General features: G+C 40.2%; 20 protein-coding genes and 1 tRNA gene. 17 read left to right on the forward strand and 4 right to left on the reverse strand.

The annotated features are described in order from the left end of the window. Positions 1–110: 110 nt before the first annotated feature. The 5 genes from NXG62_RS02390 to NXG62_RS02410 all read left to right on the forward strand — a co-directional run bounded on the left by NXG62_RS02390 (position 111) and on the right by NXG62_RS02410 (position 3,638). A complete protein-coding gene (locus NXG62_RS02390) occupies positions 111–599 on the forward strand; it encodes an RNA polymerase subunit sigma-70 (protein WP_427113414.1) in 489 nt (162 codons plus the stop codon). 96 nt (positions 600–695) lie between these two features. Next, positions 696–950, forward strand: coding sequence for a hypothetical protein (locus NXG62_RS02395; RefSeq protein ID WP_091647824.1), 255 nt, complete (start codon positions 696–698; stop codon positions 948–950). A 214-nt stretch (positions 951–1,164) separates the two neighbouring features. Further along, a complete protein-coding gene (locus NXG62_RS02400; protein WP_091647822.1) occupies positions 1,165–1,362 on the forward strand; it encodes a hypothetical protein in 198 nt (65 codons plus the stop codon). Between the two features lie 332 nt (positions 1,363–1,694). Then, a complete protein-coding gene (locus tag NXG62_RS02405; RefSeq protein ID WP_091647820.1) occupies positions 1,695–1,898 on the forward strand; it encodes a hypothetical protein in 204 nt (67 codons plus the stop codon). A gap of 495 nt (positions 1,899–2,393) precedes the next feature. Continuing rightward, positions 2,394–3,638 (forward strand): IS256 family transposase, encoded by a 1,245-nt coding sequence (locus NXG62_RS02410; RefSeq protein ID WP_083615847.1) that lies wholly within the window; start codon positions 2,394–2,396, stop codon positions 3,636–3,638. Between the two features lie 153 nt (positions 3,639–3,791). Here NXG62_RS02410 and NXG62_RS02415 read toward each other — a convergent pair whose 3' ends face one another. Genes NXG62_RS02415 through NXG62_RS02425 form a run of 3 tightly spaced genes read right to left on the reverse strand, consistent with a single transcriptional unit; the run spans position 3,792 to position 4,950 of the window. Further along, entirely contained in the window at positions 3,792–3,944 is a 153-nt protein-coding gene (locus NXG62_RS02415; RefSeq protein WP_427114217.1) for an IS3 family transposase, read from the reverse strand. 57 nt (positions 3,945–4,001) lie between these two features. Then, positions 4,002–4,610 (reverse strand): IS3 family transposase, encoded by a 609-nt coding sequence (locus NXG62_RS02420; protein WP_427113415.1) that lies wholly within the window; start codon positions 4,608–4,610, stop codon positions 4,002–4,004. Beyond that, positions 4,603–4,950, reverse strand: coding sequence for a transposase (locus NXG62_RS02425; RefSeq protein WP_218118690.1), 348 nt, complete (start codon positions 4,948–4,950; stop codon positions 4,603–4,605). The genes NXG62_RS02420 and NXG62_RS02425 overlap by 8 nt, the downstream gene beginning before the upstream one ends. Positions 4,951–5,510: 560 nt before the next feature. Here NXG62_RS02425 and NXG62_RS02430 point away from each other — a divergent pair. After that, positions 5,511–5,633: a hypothetical protein gene (locus NXG62_RS02430; RefSeq protein ID WP_427113416.1), complete on the forward strand. Its 123-nt coding sequence runs from the start codon at positions 5,511–5,513 to the stop codon at positions 5,631–5,633. Between the two features lie 57 nt (positions 5,634–5,690). On the opposite strand, the gene NXG62_RS02435 is transcribed toward NXG62_RS02430, so the two are convergent. Continuing rightward, positions 5,691–5,779 (reverse strand) — tRNA-Ser (locus NXG62_RS02435). 160 nt (positions 5,780–5,939) lie between these two features. Between NXG62_RS02435 and NXG62_RS02440 the strand changes: the two genes are divergently transcribed. The 11 genes from NXG62_RS02440 to gatB all read left to right on the forward strand — a co-directional run bounded on the left by NXG62_RS02440 (position 5,940) and on the right by gatB (position 21,319). Continuing rightward, a complete protein-coding gene (locus NXG62_RS02440) occupies positions 5,940–8,033 on the forward strand; it encodes an LTA synthase family protein (RefSeq protein ID WP_427113417.1) in 2,094 nt (697 codons plus the stop codon). A gap of 220 nt (positions 8,034–8,253) precedes the next feature. Next, the gene (gene glyQ, locus NXG62_RS02445; protein WP_427113418.1) at positions 8,254–9,129 is read left to right on the forward strand and encodes a glycine--tRNA ligase subunit alpha; all 876 of its coding nucleotides are present in this window, start codon (positions 8,254–8,256) and stop codon (positions 9,127–9,129) included. After that, positions 9,130–11,181, forward strand: a complete 2,052-nt coding sequence (gene glyS / locus NXG62_RS02450; RefSeq protein WP_427113419.1) for a glycine--tRNA ligase subunit beta — start codon at positions 9,130–9,132, stop codon at positions 11,179–11,181. It begins immediately after the preceding gene. Between the two features lie 84 nt (positions 11,182–11,265). Then, on the forward strand, positions 11,266–11,829 hold the full coding sequence (locus NXG62_RS02455; protein ID WP_322351617.1) for a hypothetical protein: 564 nt from the start codon (positions 11,266–11,268) through the stop codon (positions 11,827–11,829). Positions 11,830–11,967: 138 nt separating this feature from the next. Continuing rightward, complete coding sequence (gene rplS, locus NXG62_RS02460) at positions 11,968–12,312, forward strand: 50S ribosomal protein L19 (protein ID WP_091647810.1); 345 nt, start codon at positions 11,968–11,970, stop codon at positions 12,310–12,312. A 161-nt stretch (positions 12,313–12,473) separates the two neighbouring features. Further along, the gene (locus tag NXG62_RS02465) at positions 12,474–13,757 is read left to right on the forward strand and encodes a manganese-dependent inorganic pyrophosphatase (RefSeq protein WP_427113420.1); all 1,284 of its coding nucleotides are present in this window, start codon (positions 12,474–12,476) and stop codon (positions 13,755–13,757) included. A 76-nt stretch (positions 13,758–13,833) separates the two neighbouring features. Beyond that, complete coding sequence (pcrA, locus tag NXG62_RS02470) at positions 13,834–16,032, forward strand: DNA helicase PcrA (protein ID WP_427113421.1); 2,199 nt, start codon at positions 13,834–13,836, stop codon at positions 16,030–16,032. A gap of 12 nt (positions 16,033–16,044) precedes the next feature. Then, complete coding sequence (gene ligA, locus NXG62_RS02475) at positions 16,045–18,048, forward strand: NAD-dependent DNA ligase LigA (protein WP_427113422.1); 2,004 nt, start codon at positions 16,045–16,047, stop codon at positions 18,046–18,048. 64 nt (positions 18,049–18,112) lie between these two features. Next, entirely contained in the window at positions 18,113–18,403 is a 291-nt protein-coding gene (gene gatC, locus NXG62_RS02480; RefSeq protein ID WP_091647802.1) for an Asp-tRNA(Asn)/Glu-tRNA(Gln) amidotransferase subunit GatC, read from the forward strand. Between the two features lie 7 nt (positions 18,404–18,410). Further along, positions 18,411–19,877, forward strand: coding sequence for an Asp-tRNA(Asn)/Glu-tRNA(Gln) amidotransferase subunit GatA (gene gatA / locus NXG62_RS02485; RefSeq protein ID WP_427113423.1), 1,467 nt, complete (start codon positions 18,411–18,413; stop codon positions 19,875–19,877). Further along, positions 19,877–21,319 (forward strand): Asp-tRNA(Asn)/Glu-tRNA(Gln) amidotransferase subunit GatB, encoded by a 1,443-nt coding sequence (gene gatB / locus NXG62_RS02490; RefSeq protein WP_427113424.1) that lies wholly within the window; start codon positions 19,877–19,879, stop codon positions 21,317–21,319. The genes gatA and gatB overlap by 1 nt, the downstream gene beginning before the upstream one ends. Positions 21,320–21,470 lie beyond the last annotated feature (151 nt).

Raw genomic sequence — 21,470 nt, forward strand, 5'->3', positions numbered from 1 at the left:
AAGTATTATATACCTTGTTTAGCGTGCTATAACTTAAAAATTTGATCAAGAGAGATAACCGAGGGAACTGATTGACATTGTTTCATTATAACAGCAGGAGGCAATAGGACATGGATCGTAGTAAAAATGTAGCGGTAATAAAATACTATCTACAACACTATCAAGAGAAGATGACGTATATAGAAAACGTGAAGGCGGATATTGCTGATTATGAAGCCATGCTGTCACTAAATGCGGCACCAAAAATTCCATCTATATCTTTTGCACCCGGAGGCAGTGGTAGTGATCTAAGTCAGCAAGAACAGGAATATTTCAAGAAAGAGAAAATTCCAAACAAGATTGCTGCACTTCGGACAGAACTTGCGGAGAAAGAACCTATCATGAACCGACTAAATCGGTCACTAGAAGCATTGACAGAATCGGATCGAATGATTATTTGCAATAAATATATAAAAGAAATGTCGTGGAAAATGACAGCAGCCTGTGTGAATTGTTCAGAAGGATACTGCCGCAAGCGTAGTGAAAAGGTACTAGAAATATTGGCGGAGATGGTGTTTGGAACAGAAGATATTCCGGTGCAGACAGATTTTTTATTTTAAAGTTGACTTATTTATTGTACGCAGTTATTATTTAATAAATATAATATGAAAATTTATTATTGATAATTTTTTCTTTCGAAGAAAGAATGTGTTTTAATGACTGGAATAGATGAGCATATGTTTGAGATGAAAAAATTAAATGATGCATTAGATCAAAGAATAGCAGAATTAAAAAAAAGACAAGATGATTTGAATAGGGAATATGTAAAATTGTACAATGAAAATAATGGAGTATGTACCCCGGAAATGGAAAAAATAATTTTTGAACTATTAGAAAATGATAAAAGTATTGAAGATGCTTGCAGAAGAATTGATAGTAAGTTCCACTATTTGGGAAACATATTGAAATAGATGGGAAACCATACAATAAAGAATAGCTTGTATTAAATATATTTGTGAATAACTTTTTTCTTGTAGCAGATTCGGACAGATTTATAGCAGAATTGTAGCAGGTTTGGACAAGAAATACATGTTATAATAGTAGTGCAGGAAAATAAGTATAGGCTAGTTAATTGGAAATATTTTATAGATTCTGCGTTTCTCTTATTATTAGGAGGGATATTATATGACATCATATCTAGAAAAGTATTTAAAAATTCGAGTAATTAGTAACAGAGCTTTACATGAAGGTATTTGTAAAGTACATGATTCTAAAATGAATTATATTACATTAGCTGAAAAAACAAAGAAAAAAACAGTATTTAAAGAATATAGGTATAATCTGAAAGATATTAGTGTTATCAGTGTTAGCGATTGTAAATAATATTCTAAGCACTGATTACATAATGATAGTGCAGAAAGTGAGTATTGGGGGGAATTATTCATTTTAATGAACGATATCTTTTATTTTATATTTGTGGTATAGTGTAAATACAAGGGGTGATGATTGAAACCAAACCGATTTCAAACATTTATCGAGTGCGGATATATGAAATAAAACCCTTTAGGAGCTATAACATGTAACGTGATACAGAACGACCTTTTTGAAGGTGGGGACGGATAAACCTTCTACTATAGGAATTAAGAACACTCGCAGCTCGAGTGTTCTTTTATTATATTGTTAATATGTTATATGGTATGAAGGAGGGATTTTTTATGATAGATAAAACAAAATTAGAAAAATGCAGATATCATAGATGTGGACATTTTGAATTAGAAAATTACACTGAAAGTGATAAGCATTATGAAGGATTTGTAGATCCTAATAAATTAAATGAAATCTACGATGAAAAATATGAACTAGTTCCTTCCGCGTCGTTTGAGATAGATCAAGAATACATTGATAAGTTTGATAAGTAAAAATTTAACAGCAATGATGTTATGATTCAAGAATTGGAAAAATGTATTTTTATATCAAGATGCAGTAATAAAAATAGGTAGTGTAAAATAGTTTGTGCTTTTGAAAAAAATCTGTAGAATGAAGATATGGAGGTCAAAAGCATGGGACTACTAACGAAAGAACAAATTCGGGAGCTCATTAAAGAGCGAAACATGAAGACAACCAGCGCGATATTTCGGCAATGCTTAAGGATCTATTCAGTGAAACTATGCAGGAAATGCTGGAAGCTGAAATGGATACCACTCTGGGTTATTGGGTTATGGTAAAAATGAAAACTCTGCCAAACAAACCGAAAATCGTCGTAACGGGCATAGCAAGAAGACGGTAGTCAGGGGAGTGTAAAATGAAGTGTGTAAGTTACCGGTAACCAATTTACTAACTTACGCACTTCATTTTTTTGTCGAGGTGCGGTACACTATCAGAAAGCAGGTTGAAAGGAATTGAGTACAGCACTGATGAAGAAACGTAGAAACCCGAGTGAGAAAGGCCAGGCAATCGCCAAGCTCATCATGGAACAATACCAGCCGAAGACGCAGGAAGACATGCAGATAGCGCTGAAGGACGTGTTCGGTCCTATCTTCGAAGCTATGCTGCAGGGCGAGATAGATAACCATCTCGGGTATAGCTCCAATGATCATAGCAAGAAGGAAACCTCCAACCGTCGGAATGGCTATACGGAGAAAACCATCCAGACTTCGGTCGGCGAGGTCCCCATCCGCGTCCCACGGGACCGCGAATCTACCTTCGAGCCCCAGGTAGTCCCCAAACGCACCAAGGATGTCACAGGGATCGAGAGCAAGGTACTGGCCATGTATGCACGCGGCATGAGCCAGCGGGATATTGCCAAGACGATTGATGACATCTATGGATTCGAGCTGTCCGCAGAGAGCATCTCGAACATCACAGACCGAGTGATGGACGAAGTCCAGCATTGGCAGACACGTCCTCTGAACCCCTTCTACCCCTTCTTGTTCGTAGACTGCCTGTACGTCTCTGTACGCAAGGATTATGAGACCAAGAACCACGCTGTCTACGTCATCCTCGGCTATGACATCAATGGCTCGAAGGATGTCCTGGGCCTTTGGATGAACGAGACGGAGGGCAAACATAACTGGATGCAGATATTCGATGAGCTGAAGGCCCGTGGCGTTGAAGATGTCGGATTCATCTGCATGGATGGTGTCTCCGGTTTGGAAGAGGGAGCAAAGTCCATCTTCCCCCAGGTGGTCGTGCAGCGCTGCATCGTCCATCTGATCCGCAACTCCATCAAGTACATCCCATCCAAGGATTACAAGGCCTACACGACCCAGCTCAGGAAGGTCTATGGAGCCGTGAACCTGAAGAGTGCTGAGGCCGAATTCGAGCGGTTCAAGCAGGCCTGGAGCCAGTACCCCGGTGCGGTAGAAACATGGAAGCGGAACTGGCAGCATGTCCAGCAACTATTCAACTATGGCAGTGCCGTAAGGAAGGTGATGTATACCACCAATGCGATAGAGAGCGTGAATTCCAGCTTCCGAAAAGTCACCAAGAAGGGCTCGTTCTCCAGCGAGGAATCTGTCTTCAAGGTTCTCTATCTCAGGGTAAAGGAACTCTATGCCAAGTGGGAAGGGCATCATATCCAGAACTGGGCGATGGTCAGAAACCAGTTGGCTATGGATGATAAGCTGCAAGCTCGTATCCTGAAATACGAGAAATTTTAAAGCCAGCAATCACTGGTAACGCATCTTCTTTTATGATACCTAAAAAAACTTACACACTTAACTTGACAAACCCGTAGTCAGTGAATATGGTGATACCGAATTGTATAATGGCTCATTTGTCAAGACAGAAATCTAAAGATTTCATAATGAACCTTAAGCCGTGGCATAATCTAGTAGCATTGCTGGATAGTACAGCGTAGCTGGAGCCTGATAATCAATTGCTGAATGATGCCGTTTAAAATTGTAGGTCTGGATATAATTTTTAATTGCTTGACGCGCCTCTTTGAGATTGCCATACTGAGTCAGCTAAGCTTCCTCATACTTGAAACTTCGGAACCAACGTTCAATCATGATGTTGTCAGCTCAGCGTCTCTTGCCATCCATGCTTTGGCGCACCTTATTTTCCTTTAAAAACTTAATATACTCCTTGCTAGTGAACTGGCAACCCTGATCTGAGTTTAAAATTAGCGGTTTCGCAACTTTAAATGCTCTTTTGAGCGCATGGGTGACCATTCTGGTGTCTAATGTGTCATCTACTTCCCAGCCAACAATGCATCGGCTATACCAGTCGATGACAGCGGTTAAATAAAGGAATCCTCGTTTGATGGGAATATAGGTGATGTCAATTGACCATGCTTGATTTGGCCGAGTTATTACAGCATTCCGCAGCAAATACGGGCATACCTTCGCCTGTTGCATACGTTTGGACAGATTTATCTTTGGATATATCGCGTCCATACCCATTTCCGTCATATACCGACGTGCTTTCCTGCGGCCGACCAAGTAACCGAGGCTTTTGAGTTGGGAGGACATTTGACGTGCCCCCCAAGCGGGATTATCCGTATGAATACGATCTATGACAGCTTTACAGGCAAGCTCTTCTGATGAAATAGGTGTGCCTTGGTAGTAGATGCTGGTACGATTTACTTCAAGTAATTCAGCGCCTTTCTGTGCGGGAAGTTCTTTAGTCATCAAAAGGTTTCGGACTAAATTTACTTTCGTAGCCAGGTCCAAGCAGTTCTGTAGATTTTTTTTTCAACCAGTCCACCTGCATGGTGAGTTGGCCAACCTTTTTAGCATATGCTTCTTTCTCTTTGCGTTCCTCATCTAGTTTTTCTCTGATATGCTCCTCTCGGGAATCATCGAATACAACAGAGGCTTTATCGAGAAATTCTTTTTTCCAGTTTCGCAAAAGATTTGGTTGTATGCTATTTTCGATAGCTATTGCATGGAGATCTTTCTCGCCCTTGAGCAGTTCGAGAACTAGATCCGATTTGAATTTTGCTGTGAAATGTCTTCTTTTCCGGGACATAAATGAACCTTCTTTCAAGTGTTATCTACAGTATATCAGGTTCATTATAAACGGGCTCCCAAAATGTCTTAATTTATGAGACCATTATAATCCTGATGATATTGCTAAACTTTTAAATTGTTTAATTATGTCGGCGAACTGTCCGTTTTCCCCTCGCGATACAGTGGCTGAAATTGTTGGAGATTTGATTTCAGCTCGAGCAGATGAAACAAGTGTAAGATTAATTATTGATAGTCTGGCAAGACTTGGTTTAGAAAGTGCACCGGAATTAAGAAATAGTATTTTAACGAGTAATTCAAGTGTAATACTAAATTCATAAAAGAATGAAACCGGAAGATTTATTTCTTATAATATAGTAATAACTGCAATAAATAAAATTGATAAAATATGTAAAGGGTTCTTAACCGAGGTACCATTGGACCAAGTTGAGGTGTAGAATTATATGAATATCATGCACATTATGTGTATGTAGGTAAGAAATTATTACTTTGTAGCTGAAAAGAGAATGAACGCTATTAAATAATCCAACCCCCTGTTTGATTATTCAGGGGGGGATTTTTGTGCGCTATATATTTATGAAGCACTTTGTATATTTGAGAAAATTATCATTTTTAGACCGATGCAGAAAAATGACGATTGGGGTAGAAGTTGGGGTAGAAGGTCGGGAAAAATCCGAAAAATGAGAAAAATAAAAGCGCACCATCAAGTCTGACAAACAGCTTAATGATGCGCTTTATGGATGGCGGAGCGGGTGGGATTCGAACCCACGGACCCTTTCGGATCAACTGATTTCGAGTCAGCCCCGTTATGACCACTTCGATACCGCTCCAAGAGTCAACATAAAAATTTTATCATAGTTACTGTTCTTCGTCAATAAAAAGATAACATGAAAGTTTATTTGACTTTTCCTGCAGTTTAATTATAATGAGAGAGTGTAGAAAACTATTTTGATGTAAATAGTTTTATTATGAGAATAAAGGAGTTATTACATGTTTGAGCAATTTTATATTTCTATGCAGCAGGACATTAAATTGTTTGTTTTTTTTCCTGTTCTTTGTGCTGTTTTTCGCGGGATATTTATTTATACATATAAGCCATATTCTTTAAAAGGAAAATGGAAGGTAGTAAAAGAATGTTTTCGCTTTGGTTTTTGGTGGGGCATGGATTTTAATGCCTATGTATTTTTATTTTCCTTACTGCTGATCACGCTTCCGGGGTTAGTCTTCCCTTATTGGTATAGCCATGGAAACTTCATTCGCTTACTGTGTGGAACTATATATGCGGTGATATTATATGCAGCTTTTGTGGGAAAAATGATTTTTTATTTTCAGTTCCATGATACATTTAATGGATTGGTTTTATTGGGACGCAAGGCTAATAAACGTAATTTAATAGATGTTTTTTTTAACCAATATCATGGCTGGACTGCCATTTTAGGAGCAATCCCGTATACCTTTGCATGTTGGTTTATTTTAACGTTGCTGGTTAGATTTCCATCCGCGGCTTATCCTCATTTTTCTTTGCCCGTTTTATCCTATGGTTTTAATGTGCTTATTGTGCTGGCTGCAGGTTTGGGATTTTATTTTTTTCGATATGGCGGGACTTTGATTCATGATGATAAACCGGAATGGGATACTATCCCGGATATCGTGAAAAATGATGTATTTCTTTCCAAGGCGGCGATGGATGATTTAGTTGCGTTGGAATATTTGACAGAACATCCGATGAATGATTCTTTAAAGCATACAGATGAACAGGATATGCAGTCTTTTGAAACAGCTGCCAAAGAAATAGGCGTAGCTCTTCCTATCCAAAAGAATCCGGTGTATATGAGCAAACGCATAGCTAAGGGAGCGATAATTAAACCACCGTCTCACATTTTTCTTATTGTGGGAGAAAGTTATGGGCAAAATTATGTGGATCCGTTTTTACAATCGCTTCATGTTGCGGACGGAATAAAATCGTTAATGAACGATCCTTCATCAGCCGTAATGTCTAACTTCCTTTCAGCAGGTATTATATCCAGACCTTCGATTGTGAGCCTTATGTCGGGGATTTTTGATGCCGGACTGGAGCTGAATGAACGGGAAGCTTTTTGGCGGGGAACGGTACCGACGTCATTGCCTGTGCAGCTTAGAAAATTGGGATATCATTCCTCCTATTGGTATGGTGGCAGTTTGGCACATGGAAATTTTCAACATTTTTGTCCGGCGTGTGGATTTGACCGCGCCATGGCGGCGACAGATTTTTGCGGTCCGAAGGCGCCGATGAGCTGGGTGGGGGTGTATGATGGTGTCTTTCTTGATAAAACCGCAGAATTGATCGAACAGGATGAGGTTCATCCGCTGCAGTTTCATTTCGTATATACTACGTCTAACCATGGCCCATATAAGATGAATTTAGAAGAACTGGGCTTTGATACGGAACGCATTATGCCGGATGCTCCAGATGATGTGAAGCACAATAAGGGCATACAATCCATGATGGGAACATTTTGGTACTCTGATCAAGCTATCAGCAACTTTATAAAGCGGATGAAGCGGTGCTATAAAGACAGCTTATTTATTTTTACGGGAGATCACGGTGGTTCTTGCGGTGAATTGCAGCATACATCACTTATGCAGCGGACATATACGTTCAGGGAACTGCATTGTCCGGTATTTATGATGCAGCATCCTGATATCACACAGGATGTTTTGGCCGGCAATAGAATTGGCGGGCACATGAATATTATGCCTACGATTATGGAATTGATAGGACCGGCAGGATTTGAGTATTATTCATTAGTGCCGCCGCTTACTGAGCCGCTTTCCCGTGTGGTTACGCCATACCATTGGCTGACATCCGAAACCATTGGCGATTATACCGATGCGTATTACCAGATGCTTGCAGCAGTATCGGGTGAACAGACTCATACGGGGAATGTTCCTTATATACATATTTCGGCTGCAGAACGAAATTTATCGGCTTATTTATTGCGTCATCCGGAATTATTGAAAGAGGCAGACAGACCATCTGTTTCGTCATTGACTTTTTCGGACAAGTTTGCTAAGATGGTCCATATGAGCGATGCGGGAGAGTAGTAGGCAATATGAAAGCGAGACAGGAATAGTGAGAGCCTGTTGTGTGCTGAAGGCGCTCCGAAGGCTCCGGCAGGAAGTTCCGGATAGGAATGTGTAAAAGCCGAAAGAATGAAGAGGGTCTTATAGATCAATCAGGGTGGAACCGCGGGTAAGTGTGTACTCGTCCCTGTAACATTTATTAATGTTACAGGGATTTTTTGTATTTTAGGAGGGAAAACAGATGAATTTTCAGGAAATGATTTTTGCATTGAAGCACTTTTGGTCTTCCCAGGGCTGCATTATTCAAGAACCGTATGATGTAGAAAAAGGAGCGGGTACGATGAATCCTGCGACTTTTTTGCGTACTTTGGGACCGGAACCTTGGCATGTGGCGTATGTGGAGCCATCACGCCGGCCGGCTGACGGACGGTATGGTGATAACCCGAATCGGTTGTATCAACATCATCAATTCCAAGTTATTTGCAAGCCATCGCCTGATAATATCCAAGAACTTTATTTGGAAAGTTTGACAAAACTTGGCATTAAAGCAGAGGAACATGATATCCGCTTTGTCGAAGATAATTGGGAATCACCGACGTTAGGTGCATGGGGATTGGGCTGGGAAGTATGGCTGGATGGCATGGAAATTACACAGTTTACATATTTTCAGCAAGTTGGCGGCATTGATGTCAAGCCTGTTTCTTCAGAAATTACATATGGCATGGAACGGCTGGCCATGTATATCCAGCAAAAGGATAATGTATATGATTTGGAATGGACGGAGGGAATTACATATGGAGATATTTTTCACCAAAATGAAGTGGAACAATCTACCTATGCATTCCAAATTAGTGATGCAAAACTGCTGTTTCATTTATTTGATTTATATGAAACCGAAGCTATGCGTATTATTGAATCGGGGTTTGTTCTTCCGGCCTATGATTATGCCCTGAAATGTTCCCATACTTTTAATCTACTTGATGCACGCGGTGCTATTAGTGTGAGTGAACGGGCTGCTTTTATAGGGCGCGTTCGTAATTTGGCGCGTGCTTGTGCCAAAGGATATTTGGAACAACGAGAAAAATTGGGATTTCCTATGTTAAAGGAGGATAAGTAAATGAGCAAAGATGTATTGCTGGAAATAGGCACGGAAGAAATACCGGCTCATTATATGCCAAATGTGTTATTGCAGATCAAGGAACTGGCTGGTGAAAAATTTGCAGAAGCGAATATTTCCTGTGGAAATATATGTTCCTTCGGGACGCCTCGCCGTATCGTTCTTTGTATCAGCGGAGTGGCAGACAAACAAAAAGATATTTTTTCAAAAAATAAAGGACCTTCTGTTAAAATTGCTTTTGATGCTGCGGGGAATCCCACCAAAGCGGCCTTGGGATTTGCTCGCGGCCAGAAAATCAAAGTAGAAGATTTGGTCGTTGAAAATGGATATGTATATGCTGACGTGACCTGTGCCGGAGTTCCTACGCAGGGATTACTTCCGGATATTTTAAAAAATATTATACTCTCTTTGAACTTTCCTAAAAGCATGATTTGGGGCAATGAAGATGTTCGTTTTGTCCGGCCTATCAGATGGATGGTAGCACTGTTAGATACAGATGTAATACCTTTTGAAATTGCCCATGTACATACAGGAAATAAGAGCCGCGGACATCGCTTTTTAAGTGATGGAAATTTTTTGATTTCTTCTATGAAAGAGTATAAAGAACTCATGAAGAAACATTTTGTTATTGTTGATCCTGAAGAACGAAAGCAGATGATCTTGGAAGGATTGCAAAAATTGGCTGAAGAAAAAGGCGGGACTATCATGATGGATGAAGACCTGCTCGAAGAAGTCACGTATTTAGTTGAATATCCTACGGTATTGTGCGGTAATTTTGACGAAGCGTTTCTGCAATTACCGGAGGCGGCTATCATTACACCGATGAAAGACCATCAACGTTATTTTCCTATGAAGGATAAAAATGGAAAATTAATGAATATGTTTCTTACGGTACGTAACGGCAATGCGTATCATTTGGAAACAGTTCAACATGGCAACGAACGTGTACTTCGTGCGCGTCTGGATGATGCAAAATTCTTTTTTGATGAAGATCGGAAAACGAAACTGATTGATCGTGTTGAGGATTTAAAGAAAATTGTTTTTCAGGATGGACTGGGGACACTTTATGATAAGGCAAAACGACTGGAAGCCATTACGGTCTTTTTGAAGAACAAACTCTCTATCGTTGAGGCAGAAGATGCATTATTAGTGAGAGCGGCTCAATTAGCTAAAACGGATCTTTTAACGCAAATGGTGGCAGAGTTTACAGAACTGCAGGGTATTATGGGAATGGAATATGCCCGTATTGATGGTGAAAAAGAAGAAGTTGCCTTAGCTATAAATGAACAATATTTACCTCGTTTTGCCGGTGATGAACTGCCGCAAACGATCATGGGAAAAGTCTTGGGTCTTGCTGACAAATTTGATACCATTGTGGGATCCTTTAGTCTGGGCCTCATTCCTACGGGATCACAAGATCCGTTTGCGCTGCGCCGTCAGACAATTGGCATTTTGAATATTCTTATGACGGCTCATTGGAAACTGGACTGCAAGGAAGTATTTAGTTTTATTTTGAATCTCTTAGGCGTGCCGGCACAAAAACAAAAGAAAATTGTAGAACAACTCGATGCGTATTTTCGGTTGCGTCTAAAAAATATTTTTCAAGATCGAGGAATGGATTATCATATCATTGATTGTGTACTCTGTGCAGATACGCTGGATGCTTCGGAGGCAGAACAGCGGGCACAAGCACTGATGAATGCGGATATCATGAGTCAGACGGATATATTACAAGCTTTTACTCGTGTAGAAAATATGATCAAAAATACGAAAATTACCGACGTGACTCCCGAATTGTTTGAAACAGCGGAAGAAAAGAAACTGTATCAGGCCTGTGAGCATATGCAGCCTAAATTATCTGCATTATATGCTGTCTATGATTATGATGGTGTTATTGCTGTTTTGCAGGAAGGAATTGCGGTTATTAACGAATTCCTCGACCATGTGCTTGTCATGCATGAAAATGAAGAAGTTAAGAACAATCGCCTTTATCTTTTGGCATTGACATTTAGTCTTATCAGCCCGCTGGGAGATATAAAGAAACTATCTTAATTTTTTGTTGTTTTTTTTAATAGTATAATGTAGTGTAATATGGTATAGTAATGGTACAATTTTAATTGAAAGGAAGGGGTTAAAATGAAAAAAATAATACTGTTGATCACGGCTGTTACCATGATGATCATGTCAGGTTCTTTTGCTGCCGATAATACAATGGATATTAACGGAGCTGGTAATGACGATATGAATACGGTAGAGGTATTGAAAACGAACGATGCCAACTACTACCGGTATGAAAATTCACGTTTTCAGTATGCTGTTGATATACCCGTGAAGGCTACCGAGGCCATTCCTTCGACAAACGGTGACGGATGTAATTTTATTGATCCTGCAGATGGTACGACATATACTGTATACGGAGCGGATAATACAATGCATTTTACGCTGCAGAATCTTTATAATGTGGATATGGGAATTATCAATTTTCCAAAACTTACAAACAAATCCATGGGAAAAAATTATTATGCTATCGCTTGGGAAAAAGATAATATGGGCTATTACAAAAAAGTAGTTTTGAATAAAGGCACATATGCTTCGTTCGGACTTGCGTATCCGTTATCTCAAAAAGAAAAGTATAAAACGATTATTGCCCATATGGAGGCATCTTTTGTACCAGCAAATGCGCAAACTGCGGCAAAATAAAAGAAATAAGGTATTGCTAATAAGTCAATTATGTGATAAAATAACTCTGTTAATCTAGACAGTCCTCTGTCCGCTTCGCGATGTACCATGCTTGAGATGGTGCCGCAGGGCACGAATGTCTCAAGGAGGAAAATATAAATGAACATTATCAGCGTGCTTGAACAAGAACAACTTCGCAGTGACATTCCTGATTTTCGCCCCGGTGATACCGTAAAGGTACATGTAAAGGTCGTAGAAGGCAATAGGGAACGTATTCAGATTTTTGAAGGTCTGGTTATTGGCCGTCAAAATGGCGGTGTCCGTGAAACATTCACGGTTCGTCGTATTTCGTATGGCATAGGAGTCGAACGTACTTTCTTGGTACACTCTCCTCGTTTGGCAAGAATTGAAGTTGTCCGCCGTGGTATTGTGCGTCGTGCAAAATTGCATTATTTGCGCGGGCTTACAGGCAAAGCAGCCCGTATTCGCGAAAAACGGTCCTAGTAGTAAAAGACACAAACAAGAGTTGGATTATTCCAACTCTTGTTTTTTTTCATTGATTTAACTAGGTTTAATTTTTTTTTGAATAGGATAGGCCGCTATGTTATAATAGTCACTAGAGTATATATTTAACCATTAACTAATTTTAATATGAGGTGAGTACATTGGCAGAAAGACATATTTTTGTTACAGGCCATAAGAGCCCGGATACAGATTCTATTTGTTCTTCTATTGCATATGCAAAATTGAAACAACTGATGAATGTAGATGCGGTGGCTATCCGTGCCGGTGAAATAAACAAGGAAACTGAATTTGCATTGAATTATTTTAAGGTTGCTCTCCAGCCGTTAGTGAAAAATTTTTATATCACAGTTGCCGAAGCGGTAGATACAACGGTTGCAGCATTATCTTTGAATTCCAGTTTAAAAGATGCGGCGAAGTGGTTCTCTGTTAATCTTCTTGAATTTGCTCCGGTCGTGGATAATGGGAAATTTGCGGGCATCCTTGATAAATCCAGTTTCGCTGACGAATTTATCAAAAATCTGCTGGGACAGGAATTGACGACGATTAAAGCACTGGTTCATGATCCCGAAATTTTTTATAAAACAACTGATTTTGCTCATGATGTAAAATCAGAAGGAGTGTATGTTGTTGTAAAAGAAGGGAAATATTATGGGCTGATTTGTGCGGCATCTATTGAACGTGCAGAAAAGCAGCAAGTGATTCTTGTTGATCATAATGAAAAGAAACAAATAATTGATGGCATTGATGAAGCGGAAGTGATTGAAAATATTGATCATCACCGTATTGGCGGCGGCATTACTACAGATAGCCCTATTTTTGTTCTTTTTAAACCGGTTGGTTGTACTAGTACTATCGTAACACAATTATATGATTTATATCATAAGGAAATTCCTAAAGATATAGCGGGATTGTTGTTATCTGCTATTATTTCTGATACCGTTTTATTCCGTTCTCCTACGTGTACGGATGAAGATAAAGCAGCTTGTGAAAAACTTGCGGCAATTGCCGGAGTGGATATACAGCAATATGGTTTAAGCATGCTTAAAGCGGGCGCTAATGTGTCTGATTTATCACCGGATGAAATTTCACACAATGATATGAAGGAATTTTCGGAAAAAGATCAAGTCATCTCCATATCTCAGGTTCAGGTCATGGATACAAAGGACTTGCTTGACCAAAAAGAAGTTTTGCTCAATGCATTGGAAAAGATGCGTACAGGAGCTGGTTATGCGGCATCTTTGTTAATGATTACCAGCATTATTGATGAATCGACAAATCTTATTTTTGCGGGTAATTTCGAAGACGTTATCAATAAAGCGTTTGCCAAGGATATTCTTGATAAAGAAGTGTACCTTCCCCATGTGATGAGTCGTAAAAAACAAATCGTACCGCCTGTTTTAGCGGCGATTAAAGACTTGCGTTGATTTTTTTTAGTAAATAATTGCCAAGGCCCTCATACTGATGGTGGTGTGGGCCTTGGTTCGTGTTTAAGGAGTTTTCATGAATCCGATTTATGATACATTGAATGAAAAACAAATAGAAGCGGTAAAACATACGGAAGGTCCTTTGTTGATCATGGCTGGAGCCGGTTCCGGGAAAACTAAGGTACTTACCTGCCGTATTGCTAATCTATTGGAAAAAGGGGTTGCGCCGTATTGTATTTTAGCAATTACCTTTACCAATAAGGCAGCTAAAGAAATGCAGGAACGAGTACGTAATCTTGTAGGTGCCGAAGCAGAACGCATTTGGCTCAGTACCTTTCATTCTTTTTGTGCTAAACTGCTGCGTTTTGAAATTGATGGGTTTGATGGATACAGCCGCAATTTTACAATATATGATGCATCTGATCAACTGGTTCTTGTAAAAGATTGTTTAAAAGAAATTAATTTAGATGAAAAGCAATTTCCGCCTCGTTCCGTTTTGTCGACGATATCGGGAGCGAAAAATTGCCTTCTTCAGGCACCGGAGTATGCGAAACAGGCCGGAGACTTTTATGAACAAAAAGTTTCTGATGTATATACCTTATATGAAAAAAAATTAAAAGATAATAATGCAATGGATTTTGATGATTTGCTTCTTTTAACGGTTAAACTGTTGCAGACGAACCGGAATGTAAAGGAAAAGTATCAAAATAGATTTCAATATATTTTGGTGGATGAATATCAAGATACAAATCATGCACAATATTTGCTGACACGCATATTGGCGGCAAAATGGCAGAATATATGCGTTGTCGGTGATGCGGATCAGAGTATTTATGCCTGGCGCGGTGCAGATATACAGAATATTATAGAATTTGGAAAAGATTATCCTCAGGCAGCACAAATTAAGCTGGAACAGAATTATCGTTCCACTAAAACGATTCTAGAGGCAGCAAATGCGGTTATTGAACATAATGAAAGCCGGCCGAAGAAAGAATTGTGGACTTGTAATCCCGACGGTCATAAAATCATTTATTATCATGCGCAAACAGAGCATGATGAAGCCGATTATATCGGAGGCATCCTATACAACAGGCATGAAATCGAACACGAACCATACGGACATATGGTCATTCTTTTCCGCACGAATTCTCAGTCCCGTACTTTGGAAGAAGCGTTAATGCATTATGGTATTCCGTATACGATGGTGGGAGGAACAAAATTTTATGACCGCAAAGAAATAAAAGATATTATTGCCTATTTGCGCGTCTTGTATAATCCCGAAGACAGTTTGAGCCTTATGCGCATTATTAATGTACCCAAGCGTAGTTTGGGAGCAACGACATTGGAACATTTGACGGAGTATGCTGAAAAAAATGAGATTTCTATTTTTGAAGCATTGTCTTCTCCGGAAGAACTGCCCGTAACAAAACGGGCAAAAGAATCATTGGAAAGTTTTGCCGTGCTTATTTTTGATTTACTGAATCGTGTGGGGGAATGGGACGTGATGACCCTTATTGAAGAAGTTATCCGGCAAAGTGGGTATGGTGCAATGATTGATGCAGAAGCAGCGCATGATCCCAAAGGCGAAAGCCGCAAAGAAAATTTAGGAGAATTCTTGTCGGTTGCCAAGGATTTTATGAATTCCAATCCACAAGGGACATTACAGGATTTTTTAGAAAATATTGCATTGGTTAATGATGTTGACGAATTTGAAAATTCAGAATCCAAGGTTACTTTGATGACGCTCCATTCTGCAAAGGGATTGGAATTCCCCGTAGTTTTTCTGGCAGGTATGGACGAAGGATTATTTCCTCACAGCAGAACTCTTATGGATCCTGAACAAATTGAGGAGGAACGGCGGTTATGTTATGTAGGGATTACGCGTGCTGAACAGCAGTTATATCTGACGAATGCTTCGACTCGTACGATGTATGGGCATATTTCGGCATATCTTCCCAGTCGTTTCCTCCGTGAGATACCCGAAGATCTTATAGAAGAATATAAAAGACGTGTTAAAATGCCGGAACCGTCATCATGGGTACCGTCAAGGCAGCGATTATCTATTCTGTCACAGCCTGTGAGTTCAACTCTTCCTGAAAAACATGAAGTAGATGATTCATGGAAACCGGGGGACAATGTACGGCATAAAATTTGGGGAATGGGGAAGGTTCTTGAGGTTATGGGAGAAGGCTCGACTATGCAGATGAAAATTGAGTTTCCTACGAAAGGAGTTCGGCAGGTTGTTGTAAAATATGCACCTATCGAAAAGGAATAGGAGGTATATCGTATGGATAATACATCGGATTTGTATCAGGAACTGCAAAAACTACGCAAGCTGCTTGATTATCACAGTTATCGCTACTATACGAAAGATAAGCCGGAAATCAGTGATTATGAATATGATATGCAGTATCGACGTCTTGAAGATATCGAAAAAGAACATCCGGAATGGATTACGCCTGATTCACCAACACAGCGGGTTGGTTCTAAAATATCAGGAGGTTTTGCCAAATATACACATGATCGTCCTATGCTTAGTTTAGGTGATGTTTTCAATGATAATGAATTGATAGAGTTTGATCAGCGTACACGAAATGATTTAGTTGATGAAAAATTGGAATATGTTGTAGAATTGAAAATTGATGGGTTAGCCGTCAATCTTATATATGAAAAGGGGAAATTTGTTCGAGGTGTTACGCGGGGAGATGGCAGAGTGGGAGAGGACATTACAAATAATGTCCGTACTATTAGAACTATCCCTCTCCATATTGACAGTGATTCCGAGCATATAGAAGTACGCGGTGAAGTGTATATGCCTATTGATTCTTTTGAGCAATTGAATAGGCAGAGGATAGAGGACGAACTCGAACCGTTTGCAAATCCTCGAAATGCTGCGGCGGGTTCTTTGCGCCAATTGGATCCGAATGTTACGGCTCGGCGGAAATTAGCATTTTTTGCGTATGCACTGGGGGGCAACGTAGGATTAGTAATACAGAGTCAGGAAGAATTATTGCAGCGGCTTAAGAACTTTCATTTTCACGTTAATCCTGAATATAGAAAATTTACAGATATGTCCGATGTTATTCAGTTTATTCACAGCTGGGATGAACGACGCCGAGATTTACCATATGCTACGGATGGAATGGTAGTTAAAGTAAACTCTTTTTCACAGCAGGAACGTCTGGGAAACACTATTAAAATTCCTCGTTGGGCAATAGCTTATAAATTTCCGCCGGAAAGGGCTGAAACTAAAGTTCTTGATATATCGGTTTCCTTAGGACGTACGGGAGTACTGACTCCGGCAGCTGATTTGGCACCGGTTCGTTTGGCGGGTACGGTAGTCAAACGAGCTACGCTGCATAATGAAGATTATATTAAAGAAAAAGACATTCGTATCGGGGATACTGTTATTATACAAAAAGCAGGAGAAATTATTCCGGAAGTTGTAAAACCAATAGTAGAGGTCCGGCAGGGAACCGAAAAGATATTTACTATGCCCACGGTCTGTCCTAGCTGCGGCGGGACGGTTGTTCGCCGGGAAGGAGAAGCAGCGGTACGGTGTATAAATCCCGATTGTCCCGCTGTACTCGTGGAACGAGTGGCACATTTTGTGTCCCGTGATGCCATGAATATCGATGGACTGGGAGATGCTATCGTCAGCCAGCTTTTGGATCGTCATATGATTCATACGGTAGCAGATCTTTATGACTTAACAAAAGAAAACCTGTTGAGTTTGGACGGATTTGCCGATAAAGCAGCAGAAAATTTGTTGAGTGCGATTGATGATAGTCGCACAGTAGGGTTAGCGCGTGTTATCTTTGCTTTGGGAATACGGTTTGTGGGAGCGAAAGTTGGACGTATCTTGGCCGAATATTTCGGCTCTATGTCGGCTATTATGCGTGCTTCGGCAGAAGAACTTACCGCTATTGATGAAGTAGGCCCGAGAATTGCCAATAGTCTTATTTCTTATTTTTCTGATTCAAAACATCGGGATTTAATACAAAAACTTGCTGCTCATGGAATTGTTATGACAGCAGAAAAGAAAAAACTTATCAATACTTCTTTTGATGGAGAAATCGTTGTTCTTACAGGAAAATTAGTAAATATGACTCGGCAAGAAGGACAAAAAGCGGTTGAAGATAGAGGCGGCAAGGTCACATCATCTGTAACAAAGAAAACGACATTGGTAGTGGTCGGAAGCGAACCGGGAAGTAAGTTTGATAGGGCAAATCAACTGGGAATTCGTGTTATAGATGAAGAAGAGTTCTGTCAATGGTTGGAAAGAGAATAAAAAAAATGGTATAATAATTTATTGTAAAGTTATAGATAAAATATTTTCAACAAGGGGTGTCCATATGAAAATCAGTGCAGAGGAAATAAAAAAAATCGCACTATTGTCCCGATTGGAAATCCAGGATAATCAGATTGATTCCGTTGGGAAACAGTTAAATGACATTTTGACGTACATGGATTTAATCAGCCAAGTCGATATAAGTGATGTAGAACCGACAGGACATGCCGTATCTATGCGCAATGTTATGCGTGAAGATGTGCCTCAACCGTCTTTGGCGAATGAAAAAGCACTGCAGAATGCACCGGAACAAGAAAACGGTTATTTTAAAGTTCCCAAGGTTATTCAGGATTAGGAGGCATATGGTGGAAGCGTCGACAATACATGTATTACATGAAAAATTAGTTACTGGTGAAATTACGTCCGTTGAACTAACAAAGAAGTATCTTGCTCACAAAGATGCTGTTGAACCCCGAGTTCAAGCTTTTTTGTCAGATAATCGTGAATATGCGCTGGAAGCAGCAGCGGCAGTTGACAAGAAAATAGCTGCAGGAGAGAGTATTTCGGATTTAGCCGGTATACCGAGTGCTATAAAAGATAATATATGCATCAAAGGGCAAAATGCTACCTGTGCCTCTCGGATGCTGGAAAATTTTAAATCGCCATATAATGCGACTGTTATTGAAAAATTGATGAATGCCGATTATGTCAGTCTTGGAAAAACGAATATGGATGAATTTGCCATGGGGAGTTCGACCGAAAATTCTGCTTTTCAAATAACACACAATCCTTGGAATCTGGACTGCGTCCCAGGTGGATCTTCCGGAGGATCTGCAGCTGCTGTTGCTTCGGGAGAAGCTGTATGGGCCTTGGGATCTGACACGGGAGGATCCATTCGCCAGCCTGCATCGTATTGTGGGTTAGTCGGTATGAAACCTACTTATGGACTGATTTCCCGATATGGCTTGATTGCCTTTGCTTCATCGCTGGATCAAATCGGGCCTATTACAACGGACGTTACGGATTGTGCTATCGTGCTGAATGCGATTGCTGGTCATGACAGCAAAGATTCCACTTCCATTGTACAGGAAAAAAAGGATTATAAAAAAGCGTTGGTTAATGATGTTAGAGGGCTGAAAATTGGTATTCCCGAAGAATATTTTGCTGAAGGGCTTGATTCTGAGTGCAGAAAAGCGCTAGAAGAAGCGATTGATACGTATAAAAAATTAGGTGCTGAGATAATTTCGCTTAAAATGCCTCATATGAAATATGGACTGGCAGCGTATTACATTATTGCTCCCGCTGAAGCCAGCTCCAATTTAGCTCGGTTTGACGGAGTAGGATTCGGGCTGCGCATTCCGGGCACTGACATTGTAGATATGTATAAGAAAACTCGTTCTGCAGGATTTGGCGCTGAAGTAAAACGCCGTATTCTGCTTGGCACGTATGTTTTAAGCTCGGGATATTACGATGCATACTATCTGCGGGCGATGAAGGTACGTACGCTGGTGAAGAGCGATTATGACGAAGCCTTGAAGCAGGTTGATGTGCTCTTGACTCCGACAGTACCGGATACGGCCTTTAAAATTGGGCAGAATACGGATGATCCACTGGCGATGTACCTAGGTGACATCTGTACTGTTACATTAAATTTGACGGGGCTTCCCGGTATGAATATTTGCTGCGGATATAAGGATGGACTGCCTATCGGCATGCAGCTTATTGCCAAAGCTCTTGATGAAGAAACGCTGCTGCGGACTGCATATACGTTTGAACAAAATCGTACCGATTTGAAAAAGCAGCCGCCTATGAGGGAGGTTGAATTATAATGAAATACGAATCCGTCATTGGGCTGGAGGTCCATTGTGAATTAAAGACGAAAACAAAGATTTTTTGCGGCTGCAGTACAGAATTCGGTGCCGAACCCAATACACATGTATGTCCTGTATGTTTGGGGCTTCCTGGCGTATTGCCGGTTTTGAATAAAGAAGTGCTGCATTTTGCTATTAAAGCAGGATTGGCATTACATTGTGATATTTTACCATACAGTAAATTCGATCGTAAAAATTACTATTATCCTGATTTGCCGAAGAATTTTCAGACCTCGCAGTATGATCTGCCAATTTGTTTGAATGGGCATGTGGATATAGAAGTCGGCGGTGAAACACGGCGCATCCGATTGACTCGTATCCATATGGAAGAGGATGCCGGTAAACTTGTCCATAATGGCGCTTCCATTGATACGTCCGATACGACATATGTTGATTATAACCGTACAGGTGTGCCTTTGTTGGAAATCGTATCGGAACCGGATATCCGCAGTGGTGAAGAAGCTAAAGCATACTTGGAAAAACTGCGGTCTATATTGCAGTACCTTGATGTATCGGATTGCCGTATGGAAGAAGGAAGTATGCGCTGCGATGCTAATATTTCCGTACGTCCGGTCGGAACGGCTGAATTAGGTACAAAGGCTGAATTGAAAAATATTAATTCTTTCAGCGGGGTTCAAAAAGGTATTGAATTTGAGGCAGTTCGCCAGGCCGAGCTTATTGAAGACGGAGGAACCGTTATTCAGGAAACCCGCGGCTGGGACGAAAATAAAGAGATTACAGTTACACAACGTGTCAAGGAAGGAACAAATGACTATCGTTTCTTTCCTGAACCTGATTTGATTCCTATAGAAGTATCTCCTGAATGGATTGAAGAAATCCGCAAAGAAATCCCGGAAATGCCGGATGCGAGATGCAAGCGTTTTGTTGAAGAGTTGGGATTACCTGAATATGATGCGAATCTTCTTACACTGGATAAACAGACGGCAGACTACTTTGAAGCGGTAGTGGCTGCTGGTGTTGATGTTAAAACAGCATCTAATTGGATGCAAGGGGAATTTGCTAAACAATTAAATGGTACCGGCTTGACAGCCGATAAAGCCCCGGTTACTCCGAACGCGTTAGCTGAACTTTTGGAATTGATTTCTAAAGGTACTATATCTGGTAAAATTGCTAAATCGGTATTGCCTGAAATGTGGCAATCCGGAAAATCAGCCGCAGAGGTTGTAAAAGAAAAAGGTCTTGTCCAGATTTCTGATACAGGTGCATTGGAAAAAATTATTAAGACTATTATTACATCAAATCCGCAATCTGTTGCAGATTATAAAGCCGGTAAGAAAAAAGCTGTTGGTTTTCTGGTAGGGCAGGTTATGAAGCAGACAAAAGGCCGTGCTAATCCTGGTGCGGTCAATGAATTATTGATTAAAAATTTAGAGGAATAAACAGTAAAAATTCATAAAACACATTAAAATACCTCTGGATAGGGTTGTGAAGATGCTTGTTCTCCCTATTCAGAGGTATTTTATGTCATGTAAAGACTAAATTTGTGTGCAAGATATTAGACGGAAATGGATCAGACAGGTAGTGTGGATA

It is taken from the genome of Megasphaera sueciensis (genome assembly GCF_050219315.1).
In the GTDB taxonomy this organism is placed as follows: Bacteria; Bacillota; Negativicutes; order Veillonellales; family Megasphaeraceae; genus Megasphaera_A; species Megasphaera_A sueciensis.